Raw genomic sequence first — 20,848 nt, 5'->3', positions numbered from 1 at the left:
GAACGAACAGGGAGGCGAGCATGCACGAAAGCAGGAGTGAATGGCAACAATGGCAGCAACAGGTCATCCGCGAACTCGGCATCGCCGGCGATTTCGATGTGGATGCAGAGCGCGAGCGTCGCATCTCCTTTCTCGCCGACTACCTGTTTTCACAGGGACTCAAGACGTACGTGCTCGGTATCAGCGGCGGCGTCGATTCTTCGACGGCGGGACGTCTTGCGCAACTGAGCGTCGAGCGGCTTCGTGCACGCGGCTATGAGGCTCACTTCGTCGCTGTCAGACTGCCCTATGGCGCGCAGCGCGACGAGAAAGACGCGCAGCTCGCGCTTCAGTTCGTGCGTCCCGACGAGACGCTGACCGTCAACGTGAAGGGGCCATCGGACGAAATGTTGTCATCGTTAAAGCAGGGCGGCGCACAGTACACCGATGACTTCCAGGAAGACTTCGTGCTGGGAAACATAAAGGCACGCGAGCGGATGATCGCGCAATACGCGATAGCGGGCGCGCGGCGCGGCGTCGTCATCGGCACGGATCACGCGGCGGAGTCCCTCATGGGCTTCTTCACGAAGTACGGCGATGGCGGCGCGGACGTGCTGCCCCTGTCGGGACTCACGAAGCGTCGCGTGCGCGCGCTTGCGCGTTCGATGGGTGCGGCAGACTCACTCGTCATGAAGGTTCCGACCGCCGATCTCGAGACGCTCACGCCGCAACGACCCGATGAGGAGAGCTACGGCATTACCTACGAGGACATCGACGATTTTCTCGAGGGAAAGGAAGTAAGCGAGGAGGTGCTTCTCACGATTCGGCGCTTCCATACCGCAACGGAGCATAAGCGTTCGCTTCCCGTCGAGGTGCCGTCAGGCGGCGCGGCGGGCGTTTGACAAAGTGCCGAAGCGACCGCTTCGGCCGACGTCCCTGTAGACAACGGAGCAAGCGTTGAACCGCGAGCGGATCAAACGCATGCTCCGAACGATGGAATCTTATGCCTTCGACCGTAGAACGCACGCGCAAGCCGCTCGACCGACAACTGGAAAATGCGCTGCGTAGAGTATTCGGCTTTCCGCATCTGCGGACCGGACAAGAAGACGTCATCCGCAGCGTGATGGACGGGCACGATACCCTTGCTGTCATGCCCACCGGCGCGGGGAAGTCGCTGTGTTACCAGTTGCCCGCACTGCAATTCGAAGGCATGACGCTCATCGTCTCGCCGTTGATTTCGCTGATGCGCGATCAGGCGACGAAGTTGACGCAAGCCGGCATTGCGACCGCCGTCCTGAACAGCGCACTCTCCGCGAGCGAAGCGCGCGACGCAATGGATGCCCTCTCCAAAAACGCGTTGCGCATGCTGTTCGTCACGCCGGAGCGTCTGGTCAGCACGGAGTTCCTCGACGAACTCAAGACGCCGGGCTTCCCCGGGATCGCGCTCGTCGTGATCGACGAGGCGCACTGCATTTCGCAGTGGGGACACGACTTTCGTCCCGCGTATGTCGAGCTCACGCAGGCGCTCGCGCTGCTGGGCCGCCCGCCGGTACTCGCACTCACGGCGACGGCGACGCCCGCTGTCATCGTCGATATCGTGCGCGAGCTCGCGATGCGCAAGGCCAATATCATTCATACGGGTGTCTATCGCGACAACCTGCGCTTCGCCGTCGAGCAGATGACGAACTCCGAGGACAAGCGCAAGCGCGTCGTCGAACTTGCGTGCAGCGAGAAGGGCAGCGGCATCATCTATTGCGCGACAGTCGCGGAATGCGACGCGCTTCATGCGGCTTTGGTCGAAGCGGGCGTGATGGCGCAGCGGTATCACGGCAAGCTCGCGGCGAACGCGCGGTCCGCGTCACAGGACGCGTTCATGGAAGACCGGGCGCGTGTGATGGTCGCCACCAACGCATTCGGCATGGGCATCGACAAGTCCGATATCCGCTTCGTCATCCATGCGCAGATGCCGGGCAGTCTCGATGCGTACTATCAGGAAGCAGGCCGTGCGGGACGCGACGGCAAACCGGCAAACTGCACGCTGCTGTTCGAACTGAAGGACAAGCAGGTGCAGCAGTTCTTCCTGAGCGGCCGCTATCCGAGCGCGCAGACGATCGAACGCGTCGCGCGCACGGTGCGTGAGCTCGCCAACGAGAACAGCGGCAAGACGCTCGAGAAGCCGCTTGCGCGCCTGCGTGAAGCGTTGCCCGACGTGGGCGCGAACAAGCTCCGCGTCGCGGCGACGTTGCTCAACGACATCGGCATGACGCGACGCACGCGTCACGGCGGCATGAAGCTGATCGATGAGGACGGCAGCAAGGCCGCCGCGAGACTCGACGAAGCATCGAATGCTTATGTGGCGCGAGCGGAGCGCGACCGCGCGGTGCTGGAAAGCATGATCGGCTATGCGCAAAGCGCCCGGTGTCGATGGCGCATCCTGCTCGATTATTTCGCGCACGACACGGATGAAGCACGCGCGTGCGAAACGGTCTCCGCCTCTGGCGCGCATTACGTCATGCCCGGCGACGAACTCGAGGGAAAGACCTGTGGGGAGTGCGACAACTGCCTGCATCCGCCCGAGGTCATCGAAAGCCCGCGCGAGCTTGTCGAACAGGCCCGGTTGAAAGGCGGGGCAAGACCGAAGCGGACGGTGCCCGCATTCGAGCGGGGCGAGCGCGTCCTCGTGCGGCGCTATGGCGAAGGTGTCGTGGAAATGGTCAGCGGCGAAAGCGTGGCCGTGCGTTTTCCTCACGATGTGACGCGCACGTTCATCGCGCGGTATCTGAAGCGAAGTGGCGCTGCGTCATCCTGAAGCCCCCAATAGCACGAAGAAATCGACCGCGCGATGGGCAAACCCGTCTAACATGCAACGAAGCCGCTCCGGTTCGACGCGTCGCGCATTCTGGCGCGTGCATTGCTATGAACGACTATCGAAACACTCGTGCGAACCGCGTCTGCATGTGCAGTGTTCGCGCAAACGGAAGGTGCAGATGAACCGCAAATTTCGCCTTGTAACGATTGTCACGCTCGCGTGCGCCTGCATGTGGGGTGGCGCCAATGCATGGGCCCAGCAAAACGGGGGGCCGCCGGGCAATGCGTCAACGCGCGGCGAGTCCGGGAAGTCCGCCGGCGTGGAGGGCGGCGCGGGTGCGGCGGGCCAGTCGGGAACGGACCCCGCCACGTTGAGCCGCACCGAAGAACAGCGCGTTCAGAACAAGAACGCGCAGGGCGCATCGGCTTCTTCCGACACCCGCAAGCGCAAGGACTGGAAGGAGTGACGCCGGGCGTATCGACCGATGCAGCGCGTACCCAGGTGCGCCGCCGCATCGTTGCCGACCTGTGGCGCGCGGTGTGGGCGTGGCGTTATCAGACCGCCGCCGCCATCGTCCTGATGATCGGCGCGCGGCTCGCGGTCGTAGCCGTGCCGTTGATGCTCAAGCGCGTCATCGACGAGTTCAGTCATCCTGCATCGGCCGTCGTCTTTCCTGTCTTTCTCGTGCTCGCCTACGTTCTGTTGCGCTATCTCGGCGACGTGCTGAACGAGGCACGCGACGTGGTGTTCAGCATCGTCACGCAGCGCACCGTGGCGTCCTTTGCAGAGCGAACGTTCGCTCATCTTCATGCCCTGGGCGCGCGCTTTCATGCGCAGCGCGAAACCGGCGCTGTCGTGCGGGACGTGCAAAAGGGCGCGGACGGCGTCGGATTTCTGCTCGGCACCGCATTCTTCACGATCGTGCCGGTGGTGATCGAAATCGGCACGGTCGTCGCCGTGATGATGAGCAGTTATGCTATCGAATTCATTTCGATCATCGCCGCGACGTTCGTGCTGTATTCCGTATGGACCCTCATCTTCACGCGCTATCGCATGCGCTTCCAGCGCGCGGTCAACAAGCTCGAGGCCCAGTCCGACAGCCGGCTCGTCGATAGCCTGCTCAACTATGAAACCGTGAAGTTCTTCGCGAGCGAGCGCATCGAAACGAACCGGCTCACGAGCGTGCTGGACGATTGGGTGCATGCGCGTGTCGCCAATCAACGCGCGCTGACGCTGCTGCACGTGGGGCAGAGCACGATCATCGCCGTCGGCATCGCGGCGGTGATGCTGCGCGCCGCGCAACAGGTCGTCGCGGGCACGATGAGCGTCGGCGACCTCGTGCTGGTGAACGCGTATATCGTGCAAGTCTGCAACCCGCTCAACACGCTCGGCTTCGTGTTTCGCGAGACCAACGACGCGTTCGTGAACGTCGAGCGCATGTTCAACATTCTTCTGTCGCGCGGCCGCGTGCGCGAGGATGTGGACGAGGCAGGGGCGCAACCGCTCGTCGTGACGGCGGGTGAAATCGAGTTCGATCATGTCGAGTTCGGCTACGATCCGGCGCGGCAGATTTTGCGCGACGTCGATTTTCGCGCGCATCCAGGCAAGAAGCTCGCCGTAGTCGGAGGCAGCGGCTCAGGCAAGTCGACGCTCGTGAAGCTGTTGTTCAGGCTTTATGAGCCGACCGCGGGCGCGATACGGATCGACGGACAGGACCTCGCGCACGTCACGCAGAACAGCCTGCGCGAGACTATCGGCATCGTGCCGCAGGACACGGTGCTCTTCAACGATACGATCGCCTACAACATCGGCTATGGCCGTCCCGAGGCCACGCGCGCGGATATCGTGCACGCCGCGCGCGCCGCACAACTCGATGGCTTCATCGAGCGCCTGCCGGATCACTACGAGACCCGTGTCGGCGAGCGCGGCGTGCGGCTCTCGGGCGGCGAACGTCAGCGCATCGCGATCGCGCGCGCGATACTGAAGAATCCGCGCATCATCGTGTTCGACGAGGCGACCTCCGCGCTCGATACGCGTTCTGAACGCGCGATCCAGAACGAGCTGGATCGTCTCGCGAAGGGACGCACGTCAATCGTCATCGCGCATCGGCTCTCGACCGTGGTCGATGCGGACTGGATACTCGTGATGGAGCACGGGCGTATCGTCGAGCAGGGACAGCACCATGAGCTGCTCGCACGCGACGGCGTGTATGCGCGCATGTGGTCGCTGCAGTGGCAGCAGGGCGAGCTGGAGCACGCGCAACGAAAGGTCTCGGCGCAGGCGGTCGGGCTCGACGCGATCGTCGCGGGCGTCGTCGATGCGCTGCACGAAGAGATCGCGGCGCGCGGCGTGAATCTATATACCGTCATCACCGAGCCGGGCTTGCGCGTATCCGGCGATGCGAGTGTGCTGCAGCAGATCGTCGCCGAGTTGTGCCGCGCGCAGATGGGCGCCGCGATGCGCGGTGAGCGCATCGAGTTGCGCGTGTTCCGCGAAGGCAATCACGCGAGCCTCACAGTGATGGGACAACGCCCGAATCCCGCGGATCTGTCGCAGCAACAGGTGCGGCGTCTCGAGAACGCATTGACGGAGTCAGGCGGCAGCCTGGCTGTGCGCTATATCGACAAGCACGTCGCCTATGTCGCGACGATGCCCTTGCGCCCGGTGCTCGACGATACGGCCACCGCCGAAGCCGCGCACGACGATGCGCTCGCCGGCGTCACGGTGATGGTGCTCGACGATCAGGAGGAAGCACGCGATGCGCTGGAGGGTGTGCTCGAATCGGTCGGTGCGCATGTGGTGTTGTGCGCATCGGGCGATGAGGCACTCGCGAAACTGCGAGCGCTGCCGGGCGCGCAATGGCCCGACGTGTTGCTCTGCGATATCGTGCTCGGCGGCGAGCAGGACGGCTATGAAGTCCTGCGACGCGTTCGTGAGGAAGAGGCGAGCCGTGGGGCGTCGCTCGGCGAACGCATGCCCGCGATCGCGCTGACGGGACATACGCAGGCCGAAGCGCGCTCACGCGCGCAAGCGGCGGGCTTTCAGGCGCATCTCACGAAGCCCGTGCCTGCGCCGAAGCTGATCGGGACGATCGGTGCGGTGACGGCGCGCACGGACTAAATGTGCTGCGCCGCGCGCGACTCCGACGCTTCGATGATCTGCCGGAAATGTTGCGCCGTGCGCTGCAGCCCTTCGTCGAGCGGCGTCGTCGGCGACCAGCCGAGCGCCTCGCGCGCGAGCGCAATATCCGGCTGTCGATGCCATGGATCATCCATCGGCAAAGGCTTGAACACAATCTCCGACGACGAGCCCGTCAACGCGATGATGCGCCGCGCGACCTCGAGCATCGTCAGTTCGTGCGGATTACCGAGATTCACCGGGCCCGTCAGTTCGTCGGGCGTATTCATGAGGCGGATGAACGCATCGACCATATCATCGACATAACAGAACGAGCGCGTTTGCGTGCCTTCGCCATACACCGTAATCGGCTGGCCCGATAACGCCTGCATCATGAAGTTCGAAATCACGCGCCCGTCCGACGGATGCATGCGCGGCCCATACGTATTGAAGATGCGCGCGATCTTGATCGACAGCCCATGCTGCCGCCGGTAATCCATGAAGAGCGTTTCGGCGCAGCGCTTGCCTTCGTCGTAACACGAACGCGGCCCGATGGGATTCACATTGCCCCAGTACGCTTCCTGTTGCGGATGCACGTGCGCGTCGCCATAGACTTCGCTCGTCGACGCCTGGAAGATCTTCGCGTGGACGCGCTTGGCGAGCCCGAGCATGTTGATCGCGCCGTGCACGCTCGTCTTCGTCGTCTGCACCGGGTCGTGCTGGTAATGGATCGGCGAAGCGGGGCACGCGAGGTTATAGATTTCGTCCACCTCCACATAGAGCGGAAAGGTGACGTCATGGCGCATCAGCTCGAAGTTAGGGCTGTCGAACAGATGCGCGATATTGTCCTTCGTGCCGGTGTAGAAGTTATCGACGCATAACACGTCATGACCTTGTGCCACGAGTCGCTCGCACAGATGCGAGCCGAGAAAGCCTGCGCCGCCCGTCACCAGAATGCGCTTTCTATAAGCTTCTTTCATGTTCAAATGTTCCCGTGATGATGCGTGCTAGCTGCATACGTGGCGTAGCGCTTCGTCCCAGTCGCGGGCGAAGCGGGCGATGTGAAAGCGTTCGAGCGCAGTCCGTCGAGCGCCTTCGCCGAGACGCCGTGCTTCAGCGGGATCGCGCAGCATCTGCTGCATGGCGTCGATGAGCGCATGCGTATCCGTATGGACGAAGCCGTTCTCACCGTTGCGGATCACGGTGGCGAGTTCGGTCGTCGCGAGTCCGACGATCGGCATGCCGATCGTCATCGCCTCGACGATCGCAAGCCCGAGACTCGTCCAGCGAATCGGGTTGAAGAAGAAGCGATATCTGGCGCTGAACGCCGCAAGCTCCAGGTTGCCGATCTCGCCGACCCCGCCCGCCGATTGCGCGTCCATGCCAACGAGATCGAGCGGCACGCACGCGGCGGCCTGCGCATAGACATCGTTCCCGAGTCGCCTGCCGCGCTGACGCAGATGATTGATCACCGCGATGCCGCGCTCCAGCTCACCGCTGTAGCGCACGTGTTCCGGCACCACCACGCCATGTTCGATGACGCGCGTCGGGGTGTCGCCGCTGTCCCACATCAGCCGGTTGAAGTGCGTGACATGCACGAGCAGCGTGTCGCGCTCCTGCACCCAGTGCTTCTGCTCGAAGGGATTTTCCTGCGGCGGATCGTGTTCGATATAGACACGCGGCAGGCGCCGTTGCGCGTCGGTGAGAAGGTTGAGACGGTCATCGTCCCATTGTCGTTTGTGCTGAAAGAGGACGACGTCGAATGACTGCGACGGCACCTCGCTCGCCGGCATTTCATGCACGTTCGCCCCGAAGGGCAACGCGCCCGCCGTGCCCGCGTATCCGGGCGGATAGCCGGGGCGCGTGACGAGATAGAAGTCGTGCGGCGCCTGGCTCAGGTAATACAGGTAATTGCCGTGGATATGCCATGTGAGCACTCGCAGGCGCCGTGAACTAGTCGTGGGCATGAAAAACCGCCTCCTGCAGATGTGCGAATGCGACATCGAGCACGCTTTGCACGCTTACGTTCAGCGCGCATTCGTGGTGGTAAGGGCATTCGCGGAAGGCACAGGGCCGACATGCGGGCCAGTCTGCGAGCACACGATGACGCGTGTGATCGAGTGGTGCCCAGCGCCGCGTATCGCTGCCCGATGCAATCACGACGCTCGGCGTGCGCATCGCCGCGGCGACATGCGAGAGCCCTGTGTCATTGCAGACGATGAGCCTTGCCCGCGCGACTAGCGCGGCCAGCGCTCCGAGCGACGTCCGCCCGGCGAGATCGATGGCATGCGCGCCGGCGTCGCGTGTCACGCATGCGGTGAGATGCGCTTCGCCCGCGCTGCCGGTGATGGCAACCTGCCAGCCCGCGTCCGATAGCGCGCGCGCCACTTCGCCGAAGCGTTCGACGGGCCATCGGCGCGAAGGCAACTGCGCGCCCGGATGCACGACGATGAGCTTGTCCTGGTCTATCGCACAGGCATCGACGAGCGCATTGCATTCGCGTTCGTCGTCATCGGTCAGCGGGATCTCGAGATCGAGCGTGCGAACGTCGATGCCGAGACGTTCCATCAAGGCGGTGTATCGCGCGGGCTCGGGCAAGTCATCGGGCCACGGCATGAAAACGCCTTCGCGCATGGCTTCATCGGGCTTCAGAAAGCCCGCGTTCAGATGTGCACCCATGCCCTCGACGATGTCGTTCGCGACGCCGCCGCTGCCGTGCAACTGAATCGCGAGATCGAAGCGCCGCTCACGCAGCGCGTGCAGAAACGCGGGAAGATGCGCATCGGTCTCTTCCTGTTCGGGAAAGCCGATGGCACCGGGAAACACGATCAGCTCATCGAGCAGATGCCCGTACCGCTCGACGAAACGCGCGGCCCAGGGCAAGCCGGCCAGTGCGATACGAGCATGCGGAAACGCCTGCCGCAACGCGCGCAACGCGGGCACGGCGCACAGCATGTCGCCGAGTTGCAGCGCGCGAAAAACGACGATGCGTTCGACCGGCTCGATGTTCATAAAAAGAACACCCTGAACTTGAACGCGCCGCGAATGCGCCAGTAGATCGACAGAAACGGAATGATCGCCGACGTGCAAAACATCTCCGCGATGTGCGCTGGCGTGCGCGCGGTAGTCCTGAGGCGTTGCATGCAGAACCAGATCGTCATCGCGATCCATGCGAGCGCCGCGACGATTGCAACTTGCGATGCGCCCGCCGCCAGCGATACGACCGCCGCCACGAGTGCCGCGAGCATCGCATAGTAGAGAAGCGGCGGATGGCGCCGTATCCGCTCGCGAAACAGCGTGCGATGTTTCTTGTAGAGCAATGCGTCGAACTGACTCTTCTTCTGCTGCGACAGGCTCACGCCCCAGCGCGCGGGCCGCACGGGATGCAGCACCATCGCATCGTCGGCGCGTGCGATGACGAGTCCCGCTCGCATCAACGCGAAGTGCAGATCGGAGTCTTCACGCCATGCGGACGTGTAGCGCGCATCGAATCCGCCCGTGCGTTCGAGTGCGGCGCGTGTTGCGAACGCATTGGCGGTCGCGAACTCCGCGTTCGCGAGTCCGGCCGCGTCGAGTTCGTAGTCGGTCGGGCGCTTCGGCAGCGGCACGACGATACGCCCTGAGACGGCGTCCGCGCCGGCATCGAGCGCGCGCATGCCGTTCGTGAGCCATTGCGGATCGGGGATGGTGTCGTCGTCGGTGAACGCGATGCGTCTTGCAAGCGATGCGCGCCAGCCCGCGTTGCGTGCGCCCGCCGGGCCTTGCGTCGCCGTCACCGGTACATAGCGGATTTTCGGCCCGCTTGGCGCATGCAAGGCGGCAAGACGCTGCACGCATGCCTTCGTTGCTTCGTCGGGTCCGTCGTCGCATACGATGATCTCGTAGCGCGACGCATCGTATGTTTGCGCGGCAATGGCGCACACGCAGCGCTCGAGCATCGCGGGACGGCGATAGGTCGGCACGATCACCGACACGTCGGGGATGAAACCGTCGCGTGATGGAACGGGCGCCGCCGTCGCGTTCATCTCCGCGTTTTCGAACAGACCGGCATACGTGCTCATGCGCGCGCCCCCGGCTTCTCGATGAGAAATGAACCGATCACGAGCGCATCGAGCGGTGACGTCCAGAACGATTCGAGCGCATCGCGCGGTGTGTTTACCATCGGCTCGCCGCGCGTATTGAACGACGTGTTGACGAGGACCGGCACGCCGGTGCGCGCCTTGAACGCGGCGATCAGGTCGTAATAGAGCGCATGCTGCGCACGATTGACGGTCTGCACACGGGCCGTGCCGTCGATATGCGTGACGGCCGGTATGCGTGCTTTCATCTCGTCACGCACGTCGAACACGAACAGCATGAACGGTGCGACGCGCGCATCGACGAACCAGTCGGCCGCATGCTCTTCCATTACGACGGGCGCCACCGGACGAAAATCCTCGCGGTCCTTGATTTCATTGAGACGCGCCTGCATCGACGCGTCGAGCGGCGAGGCGAGAATCGAGCGCGCGCCGAGCGCCCGCGGCCCGAACTCCGTGCGACCCTGATACCAGCCGATCACGCGGTTCTGCGCGAGAATGTCGGCGGTTTCTTCAGCGATGTTCGTGAGCTTGCGATAAGGTGCGCGCGTCCATTTCAGGAACGCTTCGATCTCTTCATCGCCGTATTCGGGGCCGAGATAAGCGTGGTCCATGCGCCACTTGCGGCTGACATCGCCCGCTTTGGCACGCTCGCGATAGTCGGTCCACAACGCGGCGCCGAGTGCCGTGCCGGCGTCGCCGGCGGCGGGTTGTACCCAGATTTCCTCGAAGGGTCCGCGATCGCGCAGCCGCGCGTTCATCACGCAGTTGAGCGCGACGCCGCCCGCCATCGCGAGATTCGGCAAACCGGTGCGCTCATGAAGCCACTTCGCGAGTTCGAGCGCGGTTTCTTCGAGCACCACTTGCAGCGAATGCGCGATATCGAAATGATGCTGTGTGAGCGGGCCGCCACGTTCGCGCGGAGGACCGAATCGTTCGACGAGACGCGGTGCATCCACGGTATAGCTGCCATCGTGCCGATACTTCACGATTTCCCGAAACTGGTCGACGTAAGCGGGCTTGCCGAACGACGCGAGCGCCATTACCTTGTATTCGTCGGACGAGTGAAGAAAGCCGAGATAGCCCGTCACGGCTTCATAAAGCAAGCCGAGCGAATGCGGCAGCTCCACTTGCTTCAGCCGCCGATACTCGCCGTTCACGAATTGGCCGAGGCTCGTCGTGACGCCTTCGCCGCGTCCGTCCATCGTGAGGACGGCGGTGTCGTCGAAGGGCGCCGCGAGGAACGCGCTGGCTTCATGACAGAGATGATGATCGACGTGGTGCCATGCAAAGCGCGGCGCGCGTCCGCCGCTTGCAAAGCGCCGTTTCAGATGATGCGGCGCGCCGTCGAGCAACTGCGCCTTCGCGTTGACGATATAGCTGAGAAACAAGGGGTCCCACGGCGATTCAGAAGGATTGTTGCTGGGCTGAGCCGACGGCATCATCGGTAACGCGATGCTCGCTTTCACCTCCTTCGGCATGCCCGAAAACAGTTGCGGATCGTATGAATACGCGACGTGATCGACATCGGCCAGTTCGATGCCCGCTTCCTTCAGGCAATAGTCGATTGCATCGAATGGAAGCTGCCACGTCGAGAACGGCACGGGGCGCTTGGCATGCTTGACGTGCGTGAAGCGTTCGTCCTCGGCCGCCGCGACGACGACGCCGTCCTTGACGAGCGCAGCCGCACTGTCGTGATAAACGGCATTGATTCCAAGTGTGTACATGGTTAGCCGGTCCGTATTGACGAGTTGATATGCAAGGGATGTGTTTCGATCAGTTCGAGCACCGCCGACACGACTTCATCCACGCCGACGCCTGCGAGGCACGCGTGATGTCCTTCGGGGCACACGCTGCGATAGCACCAGCGGCAAGGCACGTCGTGATAGAGCACGCGATGCGGCGTTTGCCACGGCATGTGCTGCGGATTCGTGAGCGCATACAGATCGACGACGGGCGTGCCGAGCGCCGACGCAAGATGCACCGGGCCGCTGTTATTCGATACGAGCACGCGCGCGCGTTGAATCAATGCGGCGAGTTCGCCGAGTTCTAGCGCGCCCGACAGGTCTATCGCGCCTGGATTTGCAGCGCATGCATCGCGGCACAGCGCGCCTTCGCTGCGTGAGCCGGTGACGAGCACCGGCCATTGAAGCTGCGTGCGCAATCGCTCGATCACTTGCGCGAAACGCTCGACCGGATATCGACGGGATGCAGCGCTTGCGCCCGGATGCACCACGACGAATGGCGCATGGAGATCGACATCACGCGCGCGCAGCTTTTGTGCAAGCGACATCGCATCCTCGGGCCGCACGTTGAAGCGCATGCGCGTATCCGACGTGCGCGCGCCGACTCGTTCGACGAGCGCGAGCTGACGTTCGACTTCATGCCGCGTGCCTTGCTGCGGCTCGGTCTCGGGCACCCAGTCGGTCAGAAGTCCATAGGGGTTCTCGCGACAATGCGCGAGCCGCAGCGCAATGCCGGCGAGATGGCACAGCATCGCGGCGGGCAGCGGGTTCTGGCTGTATACGCTGAAGATCACGGCTGCATCGAAATGCGCCGCGTTGAGACGCGCGCGCATCGCGAGATCCACAAGGGCGTCGATAGGCGCATCCTGCTTGACCCACGGCGCGTCGTATTCGATCACGTCGTCGATCGCATCGATGAAGGGCGCTGCCGCCTTGCCCGCGCGCGATGCGAGCAAGGTCAGATGGCGCCCGGGCTGCGCCGTGCGCAAGGCGTGCAGCGCGGGCGTGGTCATCAGCACATCGCCGAGGTTGTCGAGCCGGATGCAAAGAATGCGCTTCACGTCCGCGCCCCAGTCACGCGCCTGATTCGCCGCGCTTTTGCGCGCATGCGCCGCGACGACCGGAGGCAACGTCGATGAATTTACCGGGTCGCGCTTCATGCCGGACACTCCGCGTTGACGATGGCTATCGCAGCTTCGTGCATGTCCCTCACGACGATATCCGGCTCGCGTCCCGGGCCGCGCAGCCATTCGGTCTCGTTGCCGTTATCGATGAGCACGCTGCGGCAGCCCGCGCGCCTGCCCGCTTCGACGTCATCGAGTATGTCGCCGATGAACCAGCTTCGCGACAAATCGAGGCGATGCTCGCGCGCCGCGCGCAGCAGCATGCCGGGCGCGGGCTTGCGGCATTCGCAAACACGCGTGAATTCAGCGACGATGCCTTGCGGATGGTGCGGACACCAATAGACGCCCTCGATTGCGGCGCCCGCTTCGGCTGCGAGTTCGTGCATACGGGTCTCGACGCCATCGAGCGCATGCCGTTCGAACTTGCCGAGTGCCACGCCGCTCTGGTTGCTGACGACGAAAAGCGGCACGCCGCGCGAGGCGAACAGACGCAGCGCATCGAACGCGCCGGGGGCAAGACGCATCATCTTGGGATCGACATTCCAGGGCACGTCTTCGAGCAGGGTGCCGTCCTTGTCGATGAAGATGGCGGCGCGCGGCATCGGGGGCAAGGACGTCATCGCGACGCTCCGCCCATTGCCACGCGCGCCGCGGCCTGCGCGTCCTCGCCGCTCACGCGCGCATAGACGTCCGCGAGCGCCTGCGCGACATTCGACCAGGTGAACATCGCGCTGGCGCGTGCAAGGCCCGCTTCGCCCATGCGGCGCGCGAGCGCCGGATCGCGTTTGAGCACGGCGATCGCATGTGCGAGCGCGGCGGGATCTTTCGGCGGGACGAGCAAACCCGTTTCACCGTGCGCAACCGAATAGCGGATACCGCCCACGTCCGCGCCGATGACCGGCCTGCCGCACGCCATCGCCTCCAGCGGCGTAATGCCGAAGGGCTCGTACCACGGCGTCGTCACGAATACGTCGGCCGCGTTATAGAAGTGCTTCAGCTCGGCGCGTCCATGACGGCCGGCGAAATGCACATGCGTCTCGACGCCGCATTCGCGCGCGATGCCACGCAGACGAACGATCTCCGGTGTCGCGATCTCGTTGGCCTCGTCGGAATTGCCGCCGACCACGTAAAGTTCGGCGCTTTCGCCATGTTCCGAACGGCACACGCTGAGCGCGCGCACTACGTTGTCGACGCCCTTGCGTGGCACCATGCGCCCGAGTTGCAGCACGATGAAGCGGTCCTGCGGCCAGCCGAGACGTTCTCTTGCCGCTGCTTTGTCCAGCGGGTGAAACTCGACACGGTCGAAACCGCACGGCACGAGATCGATGCGGGCGGGATCGGCATCGTAGAGATGGATCAGGTCGTTTTCGTCCTGCGGGCATTCGGCAATCACCGAGTCGGAACGCCTTACCAGTTCGTCCTCGATCTCGAAGCGGGCATTCGGAAAGCCGTCCGATTGGCCCTGATGCAGCCGTCTCACGCGCCCGAGCGCATGAAACGTCGTGACGAGCGGAATGCCTAACGCATCCTTGATGCGCAAACCAACGACGCCCGACATGAAGAAATTCGCATGCACGATCGCATACGGCTGCGCTTCTTTCTTCATGAAGTCGATCATGAAGCTCGCGAACGCGTCCATGTACGGTAGAAGCTGCTCCTTTGGCAGTTGCACGGGCGGCCCTGCCGGTACGTTTATCACGCGGATGTTTTCGAAGCGTGAGACGAGCGGCAATAAGGAGCGATCGCAGCGCGTGAACACGTCGACATCGTGACCGATGCGCACGAGCTGGCGCGCGACATTCGCTACATAGATGTTCTGGCCGCCACTGTCCACGCCGCCGGCAACAGCCAACGGCGAAGCATGTTCACTGATCAATGCGATTTTCACGGGAGCCCCCTTGTCATACGATCCCCATCGGCGCGCGTGCACGGTGCACAATCGCTTGGATCAGTCATCGGCTTTCAGCATTCGACGTGCCACTCGTTGTGCTGGTCGAAAGAACTACGAAACGATTTGCGGTTCGTTGCGAGACGAACCAAATATCGTTTGGTCCGACGCGCGAGACATGGACGCTTTTACTCGATGCGTGTAGAACGGAAAGGGCGTGGCTCGTCTGTCTCTGCCTCGCGGCGCGCGTCGTCGTCGAGGACGAGTTGCCGCATGGACCGCACGCGTTCGCCGATCACACGCCGCTTGCTCAGCGCCCATGCAATGCTGGCGATGAGCAAAGGCACGTCACGCAACGGCGAGCGTTCGGTGAGCATCGTCTGGAGCGCGTCGAGCGTGGCGCTCAGTGCTTCGGGCAGCGGCAGACGCATCCAGGCCACCCATGCGGCGTTGCGCGCGAGCAGCCTGCGCCGCTGTGCGCTGTCGCGCAGCGCAGACGGGTGATGGTGAATGACCAGTTCCTCGATATAGATCATCTCGTAGCCCGCCGATAGCACATCGAGTGAAACGAGCGTTTCCTCTCCTCCGATGAAAAGCCTTGGCTCGTAGCCGCCCACTTGCCGGAAAACGTCCGTTCGAAAGACGCATGCGCCCGCCATATACCCGATGAGCGCGGGTGCGGGCAGCGCGGCGCTGCGAAGCGGGCTTTCGCGCATACGCTCGCAGGTCTCGTCGACCGCGCCCTGTGCGCCGACGACGACGCGCGCATTCAACACCGCGACGCGCGGCGCGGCATCGAGTATCTCGACCGCGCGCGAGAGCGAGCCTGCGCTCCACCAGACGTCGTCGTCGCAGAACGCAACGTATTCCGTCCTGACGCGCGCAACGCCGAGGTTGCGCCCGGCCGCGCCGAGGTTCGCCGGTGCGACGACGAGCTCGACGAAGGGAAATCGTGCCGCGATGCGGGCGGCTGTCCCGTCCGTGGAGGCATTGTCTACCGCGACGATATGGACGCGATCGGGAAGCGCGGCAAGTCTTGCAAGGGTGTCGAGCACCTGATCGGCACGGTTGTAAGTCAGGACGACGACCGAAATCCGAGCGGGACTTCCCTCCAAACGCATGGCTCGTTCAGCGGTCATGGCGCACGGGTTGAAGTGTCCAGCAGCGCTCGGGGGCGAAGACGTCGTCGTAGCCGTTCGGTCCGAAAGCGCGGAGCTGGCTCGCGTAGCGGCTTACAGCGCGTTGCTTCGCTGCGAGATTGCGTGCGAGCGCGTTGGTGTCGATGCGCTCGGAAACGGGCGTCGCGGTGATGCCGTCTTGCGCCAACTCAGCCAGGCGCGACTGCACGAGGCCGTTCATGCGCCGATAGAGCGCGTCTTCGTAAGCGATGCACGTTAGCGCAGGGTCGGCGCGCCAAGCCTCGCGGCACGCGTCATGCACGAGACGGTGATCGGAATGAAAGAGACCGAGCGGTATATAAAGCGTCGGCAACGCCTTCGCGCGGATCACGCCGGCCAGCGCCGATGCGATTTCCTCGGGTGACGCGCTGGCATCGCCCGCGTACTGGGAATCCAGAAGGTTCAGATGAACTGGACGCGCGCCGAGCGCGTCCAGCGCGGCGGCATCTTCTGCGCGGCGCTCATGCATCGCCTGATGCGCGTTGGCGAAGCCGCATTGCGTGTCCCAGTCGGTTACGACTGCCTCGCCGGGCGCGCCTGCGAAGACGGTGCAGACCACCGCGCCCGGCGAGGCGGCGAGCGCCGCGCCGCAACTGAACACGGCGTCGTCGAGATGAGGAGAAATCACCAGCATGAGGGTCGCATCCGTGGTTGGCTGCGCAGCGTTGCGCAATGGCCGTGCCCCGGCGGTGCGCGACCTTCACGGCTTGAGCACGACCTTGATGCAGCCATCCTCCTTGTCACGGAATGTCTTGTACATTTCAGGGCCATCGGCGAGCGAAACACGGTGCGTGATGACGAAGGACGGATCGATCTGGCCTTCCTGAATGCGGTGCAGGAGATCGTCGGTCCAGCGGTTCACGTGCGTCTGGCCCATGCGCCATGTGAGTCCCTTGTTCATCGCCGCGCCGAACGGGATCTTGTCGATCAGCCCGCCATAGACGCCGGGCACTGAGAGCGTGCCCGCGGGACGGCACACATAGATCATCTCGCGCAGCACGTGCGGACGGTCGGTCTCGAGCATCACGGCCTGCTTTGCGCGATCGTAGAGGGCATCGAAGGAGCGCGTCGCATGCGACTCCATGCCGACCGCGTCGATGCACTTCTCGGGTCCCTTGCCCTGCGTGAGGTCCTTGAGGCGATCGAGCACGCTCTCTTCCTTGAAGTCGATCGTGACGGCGCCCGCTGCGCGCGCCATCGCCAGACGCTCCGGTACGCGATCGATCACGACGACCTGCTTCGCGCCGAGCAGAATGGCGCTGCGCACGGCCATCTGTCCGACAGGGCCCGCGCCCCAGATCGCGACCGTATCGGTCGGTTCGATTTCGCATTGCACGGCCGCCTGCCAGCCGGTCGGGAAGATATCGCCGAGAAAGAGCACCTGCTCGTCGGAAAGGCCATCGGGAATCTTGACGTGAGTCTTGTCCGCGAACGGCACGCGCACATATTCGGCCTGTCCGCCGGCATAGCCGCCCGTCAGGTGTGTGTAGCCGAAGAGGCCCGCCGTCGCGTGGCCGAAGACCTTGTCGGCCTCGTCCTTGTTGCGGTTGCTGCGCTCGCAGACGGAGAAGTTGCCGCGTTTGCATTGATCGCATTCGCCGCAGATGATGGTGAACGGCACCACCACGCGCTCGCCGATCTTGAGCGCGGAGTTCTCGCTGCCCACCTCGACGACTTCGCCCATGAATTCGTGGCCCATGACATCGCCGGACGTCATGCCGGGCATGAAGCCGTCGAACAGATGCAGATCCGAGCCGCAGATCGCGCACGTTGACACCTTGATGATCGCGTCGCGCGGATGCTCGATGCGCGGATCGGGCACCGTTTCGTAGCGGATGTCTTTCTTGCCTTGCCAGATGAGCGCTTTCATGAGCTGTGTCCTTCAACGTGAGCGATGCGTGATATGAGCAATACACGTACCGCCCGCTTCGTCGCCCAGGGGTTTGGTCGCCATGCGCGAGCGGGTGTTACGTCGTACTGTGATGTACTCGACAACTGCATCAGGCTCGCGCACGTAGCGGGCCTGCTATGCGAAAAGAAGGCGATATCGTCAGGGAAAAAGGGTCATGCGCGACCGACATCGCGATGAAAACTGGCGCAAGGCGGGCGCGGCTATTGCTCGAATCCCACGCGAACCTCGTTACAGAACGAGCGAAGGCGGGCACGCTGGGGGTGGTCGGCGTATATCCGCCGAACGATCGCTTCTTTCTGCTCGAGGCCGCGATGAACAAGAATCTCACCGTCAAGATGGGCAACTCCAACCATCGTGCGATCACGCCCGCGCTCATCGAGCGCGTGCGCAACGGCTCGTTCGACCCGTTGCATTCGATCACAGGCAGCCGGGATGGATAAGGTCGCACTGACTCCCGCCGCGTGAATGCCGCGCGGCCTGCATGGCCCCGTTCGATGAAATCGACATGCTGTTCTCGCACGGCACCGAAGGCGTCGGATCGACGAGCGTCGCTCGACGGGGCGACGCGCGAATGGCGCCTTCTCGGCTTCGATGCGCGGCGCTATCCGCGTGACTTGGCGACCATCGTGCGATTCGATCGGGCGCTCGCGGAACTCGGACCGCAACATAGTTCGCCGCAACCGATGCCGCTTGCGTTCTTCGAAGATACGTTGCGCAAGCACGGCGCAAGTCATGGGATCAACGCGCGACCTCAACGCGTGAAAGCGCCACGCAACAGCGCGCTCAAGCGTCTTCCAGGCTTTCACCACGCTCGGCAATCAGCTTGCCGAGTTCACGAGTCGACAGCACACGTCGCATCGGATTTGTCGAGCCGGACTCGTCGTCCGCCAGATTTTCGATGATCGTGAGCAGCACTTTGCGCGCGACCTTGATATCGCGTTCGCTCAGCCCCGTCACGCTGATCTCGTTGACTTCCTCCGCCAGCGGCACGAGCTTGTCTTTCAGCGCGCGGCCTTCGGCAGTCAGGTACACGTGCGTGTTCTTCTTGTTCTCGGGACGCTGCTGACGCTCGACCAGCCCGAGCTTTTCCATGGCAGTCACGGCGGCGAACGTGGTCGGTGCCATCACGCCCGCCTGCTCGCTGAGTTCGCGCTGCGTGAGGCCGTCGGTTTCCCACAGGATGCGCAGGAACGTCCAGTGCCCGAATGACACCGAATGCTCCGCGAGCCGCATCTGCAATGCACGGACCATCGAACGGGCGGCGTCCTTGACGAGGTGCGCAAGACGGTCGTTCGGCACGGACTCGTGCCAGTGGCGCAGCATCTGCGCGGTTTCTCCCGGCGCGCCTTCCACAGTCTTCTTTCGTGTCATGACAGTGTCTTTTCAGTAGAGCAGGTCCATTCCCGACATGATAGCCGTTGGGCCGATCGTCCTGCTGTCCGGCGTTCGGGCAGGCGTCTCCGTGCAAACCCGAGCTTGTTCCCGCCCGCTCGTCTCCTTACCATTATGATTAGATATCGAATAAAAAAGCGCAGATGCCCGGAATGCGCGGTCCAACCGCACGCGCCGGCGCATCGTCCTCTTGAGCACGGGAATCGGAGACGTTTGGTGGCCAAATCCACAGTCACGCAATTCATGTCGGAATCGGACGCCGCCGCGGCGCGCGTCGAGGCCACGTATCACAAGGTCACCTGGCGGCTGATGTCGTTCATCTTCGTCTGCTGGGTGCTGAACTATCTTGACCGCGTGAACGTCAGCTTCGCGCAGCTGCATTTGAAACAGGATCTCGGTTTGTCCGATGCAGCATATGGGCTCGGCGTGAGTCTTTTTTTTATCGGCTATATCTCGCTGGAAGTGCCGAGCACGCTATGGCTCAAAAAGATCGGCGCGCGCCTGACGATCTCGCGCATCATGATTTTGTGGGGCGGTATTTCCACGGCGATGGCGTTCATGACCACGCCGACGCAATTCTATGTCGCACGGATTCTGCTCGGCGCGGCGGAGGCCGGTTTCTGGCCCGGCATCATTCTGTACCTGACGTACTGGTATCCGGGCGCGCGGCGCGCGCGCATCACGTCGCGCTTTCTGCTGGCGATCGCCGCGGCGGGCATCATCGGCGGGCCGTTGTCGGGCTGGATCCTGCATAACTTCGTCGACGTGCTCGGCTACAAGAACTGGCAGTGGCTGTTTTTCCTCGAAGGCCTCCCCGCGCTGGTGATGGGCATCGTCGCGTTCTTCTATCTCGTCGATCGTCCGCAAGACGCGCGCTGGCTCGACGACGAGCAGAAGCAAATCATCCTCGATGCGCTCGCCGCCGACCGCGCCGAAAAGAAACCCGCGAAGCACACGAGTCACCAGTTGCTCGTCGCGTTGAAAGACCCTCGCGTGTATATCCTCGCGGCGGGTTGGGGAACGGTGCCTCTGTGCGGCACGATCCTCAACTACTGGACGCCGACGATCATCCGTCAGGCGGGCGTGTCGGACGTGCTCAACGTGGGGCTGCTGTCGGCGCTGCCGTACATCATCGGCGCGCTCGGGATGTTCGCGGTGGCGCGCAGTTCGGACGTGACGCTCGAGCGGCGCTGGCACTTCTTCCTGTGCACCGCCGTCGGCGCGCTGGGCGGCTTTCTGCTGCCCGTGCTGTCGGGCAATACCGCGGCCGCCATCGTGTGTCTCGGCATGATCTCCATTTCATATTTCGGCGCCGCGGCCATCATCTGGTCGATTCCGCCTGCCTATCTCTCCGATGACGCAGCCGCCGCGGGCATCGGTGCAATCAGCAGCCTGGGTCAGGTCGGCGCGTTCTGCGGGCCGATCGCGCTCGGCTGGATCAAGACGATGACGGGCAGTCTCGCCATCGGTCTGTCCGCCATCGCCGCGATCGTACTGCTCGGCGGTCTCGCGGTGCTGATCGGCGTGCCGGCCAACACGCTGCGCGAGCACGCGGAAAAGCATTCGTAAGCATCGGTTCTCGCAGCAGGGGCGGCGCCTTCGTCATGAAGGCGCCGTTTTCATTTGCG

General features: G+C 63.6%; 17 protein-coding genes and 1 pseudogene. 6 read left to right on the top strand and 12 right to left on the bottom strand.

The genetic code is table 11. The features are described 5' to 3' along the window. Positions 1-20: 20 nt before the first annotated feature. The 4 genes from nadE to NCT32_RS19095 all read left to right on the top strand — a co-directional run bounded on the left by nadE (position 21) and on the right by NCT32_RS19095 (position 5,908). Positions 21-881 carry an ammonia-dependent NAD(+) synthetase gene (nadE, locus tag NCT32_RS19110; RefSeq protein WP_061117977.1) on the top strand — a complete coding sequence of 287 codons (861 nt, stop codon included), beginning with the start codon at positions 21-23 and terminating at the stop codon, positions 879-881. A gap of 101 nt (positions 882-982) precedes the next feature. Beyond that, positions 983-2,788, top strand: a complete 1,806-nt coding sequence (locus NCT32_RS19105; RefSeq protein WP_061117978.1) for an ATP-dependent DNA helicase RecQ — start codon at positions 983-985, stop codon at positions 2,786-2,788. 178 nt (positions 2,789-2,966) lie between these two features. Continuing rightward, a complete protein-coding gene (locus NCT32_RS19100) occupies positions 2,967-3,254 on the top strand; it encodes a hypothetical protein (RefSeq protein WP_143756326.1) in 288 nt (95 codons plus the stop codon). Continuing rightward, entirely contained in the window at positions 3,251-5,908 is a 2,658-nt protein-coding gene (locus NCT32_RS19095) for an ATP-binding cassette domain-containing protein (protein ID WP_061117980.1), read from the top strand. The genes NCT32_RS19100 and NCT32_RS19095 overlap by 4 nt, the downstream gene beginning before the upstream one ends. Here the strand turns inward: NCT32_RS19095 and NCT32_RS19090 are convergent. The 11 genes from NCT32_RS19090 to NCT32_RS19040 all read right to left on the bottom strand — a co-directional run bounded on the left by NCT32_RS19090 (position 5,905) and on the right by NCT32_RS19040 (position 17,786). Continuing rightward, positions 5,905-6,885, bottom strand: a complete 981-nt coding sequence (locus NCT32_RS19090) for a UDP-glucuronic acid decarboxylase family protein (protein ID WP_061117981.1) — start codon at positions 6,883-6,885, stop codon at positions 5,905-5,907. The genes NCT32_RS19095 and NCT32_RS19090 overlap by 4 nt on opposite strands. Before the next feature lie 27 nt (positions 6,886-6,912). Continuing rightward, entirely contained in the window at positions 6,913-7,872 is a 960-nt protein-coding gene (locus NCT32_RS19085; protein ID WP_061117982.1) for a glycosyltransferase family 4 protein, read from the bottom strand. After that, positions 7,859-8,917, bottom strand: a complete 1,059-nt coding sequence (locus NCT32_RS19080; protein WP_061117983.1) for a glycosyltransferase family 9 protein — start codon at positions 8,915-8,917, stop codon at positions 7,859-7,861. The genes NCT32_RS19085 and NCT32_RS19080 overlap by 14 nt, the downstream gene beginning before the upstream one ends. Then, on the bottom strand, positions 8,914-9,930 hold the full coding sequence (locus tag NCT32_RS19075) for a glycosyltransferase family 2 protein (RefSeq protein ID WP_061118134.1): 1,017 nt from the start codon (positions 9,928-9,930) through the stop codon (positions 8,914-8,916). Before NCT32_RS19075 ends, NCT32_RS19080 begins: the two co-directional genes overlap by 4 nt. Positions 9,931-9,962: 32 nt before the next feature. After that, positions 9,963-11,708 carry a carbamoyltransferase C-terminal domain-containing protein gene (locus tag NCT32_RS19070; RefSeq protein WP_061117984.1) on the bottom strand — a complete coding sequence of 582 codons (1,746 nt, stop codon included), beginning with the start codon at positions 11,706-11,708 and terminating at the stop codon, positions 9,963-9,965. Between the two features lie 2 nt (positions 11,709-11,710). Next, on the bottom strand, positions 11,711-12,886 hold the full coding sequence (locus tag NCT32_RS19065) for a glycosyltransferase family 9 protein (protein ID WP_061117985.1): 1,176 nt from the start codon (positions 12,884-12,886) through the stop codon (positions 11,711-11,713). Further along, complete coding sequence (locus NCT32_RS19060; RefSeq protein WP_061117986.1) at positions 12,883-13,452, bottom strand: HAD-IIIA family hydrolase; 570 nt, start codon at positions 13,450-13,452, stop codon at positions 12,883-12,885. Before NCT32_RS19060 ends, NCT32_RS19065 begins: the two co-directional genes overlap by 4 nt. Before the next feature lie 14 nt (positions 13,453-13,466). Next, on the bottom strand, positions 13,467-14,738 hold the full coding sequence (locus NCT32_RS19055) for a glycosyltransferase family 1 protein (protein WP_061117987.1): 1,272 nt from the start codon (positions 14,736-14,738) through the stop codon (positions 13,467-13,469). Between the two features lie 188 nt (positions 14,739-14,926). Continuing rightward, positions 14,927-15,859 carry a glycosyltransferase family 2 protein gene (locus NCT32_RS19050; protein WP_250490478.1) on the bottom strand — a complete coding sequence of 311 codons (933 nt, stop codon included), beginning with the start codon at positions 15,857-15,859 and terminating at the stop codon, positions 14,927-14,929. A 7-nt stretch (positions 15,860-15,866) separates the two neighbouring features. Then, the gene (locus NCT32_RS19045; protein WP_061117989.1) at positions 15,867-16,550 is read right to left on the bottom strand and encodes a PIG-L deacetylase family protein; all 684 of its coding nucleotides are present in this window, start codon (positions 16,548-16,550) and stop codon (positions 15,867-15,869) included. Between the two features lie 66 nt (positions 16,551-16,616). Further along, positions 16,617-17,786, bottom strand: a complete 1,170-nt coding sequence (locus tag NCT32_RS19040) for a zinc-dependent alcohol dehydrogenase (RefSeq protein ID WP_061117990.1) — start codon at positions 17,784-17,786, stop codon at positions 16,617-16,619. 281 nt (positions 17,787-18,067) lie between these two features. Between NCT32_RS19040 and NCT32_RS19035 the strand changes: the two are divergent. Then, positions 18,068-18,250 (top strand): annotated as a pseudogene (locus tag NCT32_RS19035) (glutathione-dependent formaldehyde dehydrogenase); the annotation flags it as partial. Between the two features lie 361 nt (positions 18,251-18,611). Here the strand turns inward: NCT32_RS19035 and NCT32_RS19030 are convergent. Then, positions 18,612-19,199: a MarR family winged helix-turn-helix transcriptional regulator gene (locus NCT32_RS19030; RefSeq protein ID WP_061117992.1), complete on the bottom strand. Its 588-nt coding sequence runs from the start codon at positions 19,197-19,199 to the stop codon at positions 18,612-18,614. 264 nt (positions 19,200-19,463) lie between these two features. Here NCT32_RS19030 and NCT32_RS19025 point away from each other — a divergent pair, with 264 nt between their 5' ends. Further along, a complete protein-coding gene (locus NCT32_RS19025) occupies positions 19,464-20,789 on the top strand; it encodes an MFS transporter (protein ID WP_061117993.1) in 1,326 nt (441 codons plus the stop codon). Positions 20,790-20,848: the final 59 nt, after the last annotated feature.

The organism is Caballeronia sp. INML2 (assembly GCF_023631365.1).
In the GTDB taxonomy this organism is placed as follows: Bacteria; Pseudomonadota; Gammaproteobacteria; order Burkholderiales; family Burkholderiaceae; genus Caballeronia; species Caballeronia turbans.
Note: the sequence above shows the minus strand (reverse complement) of the source record. Positions and strands in the feature narration are given on the sequence as shown.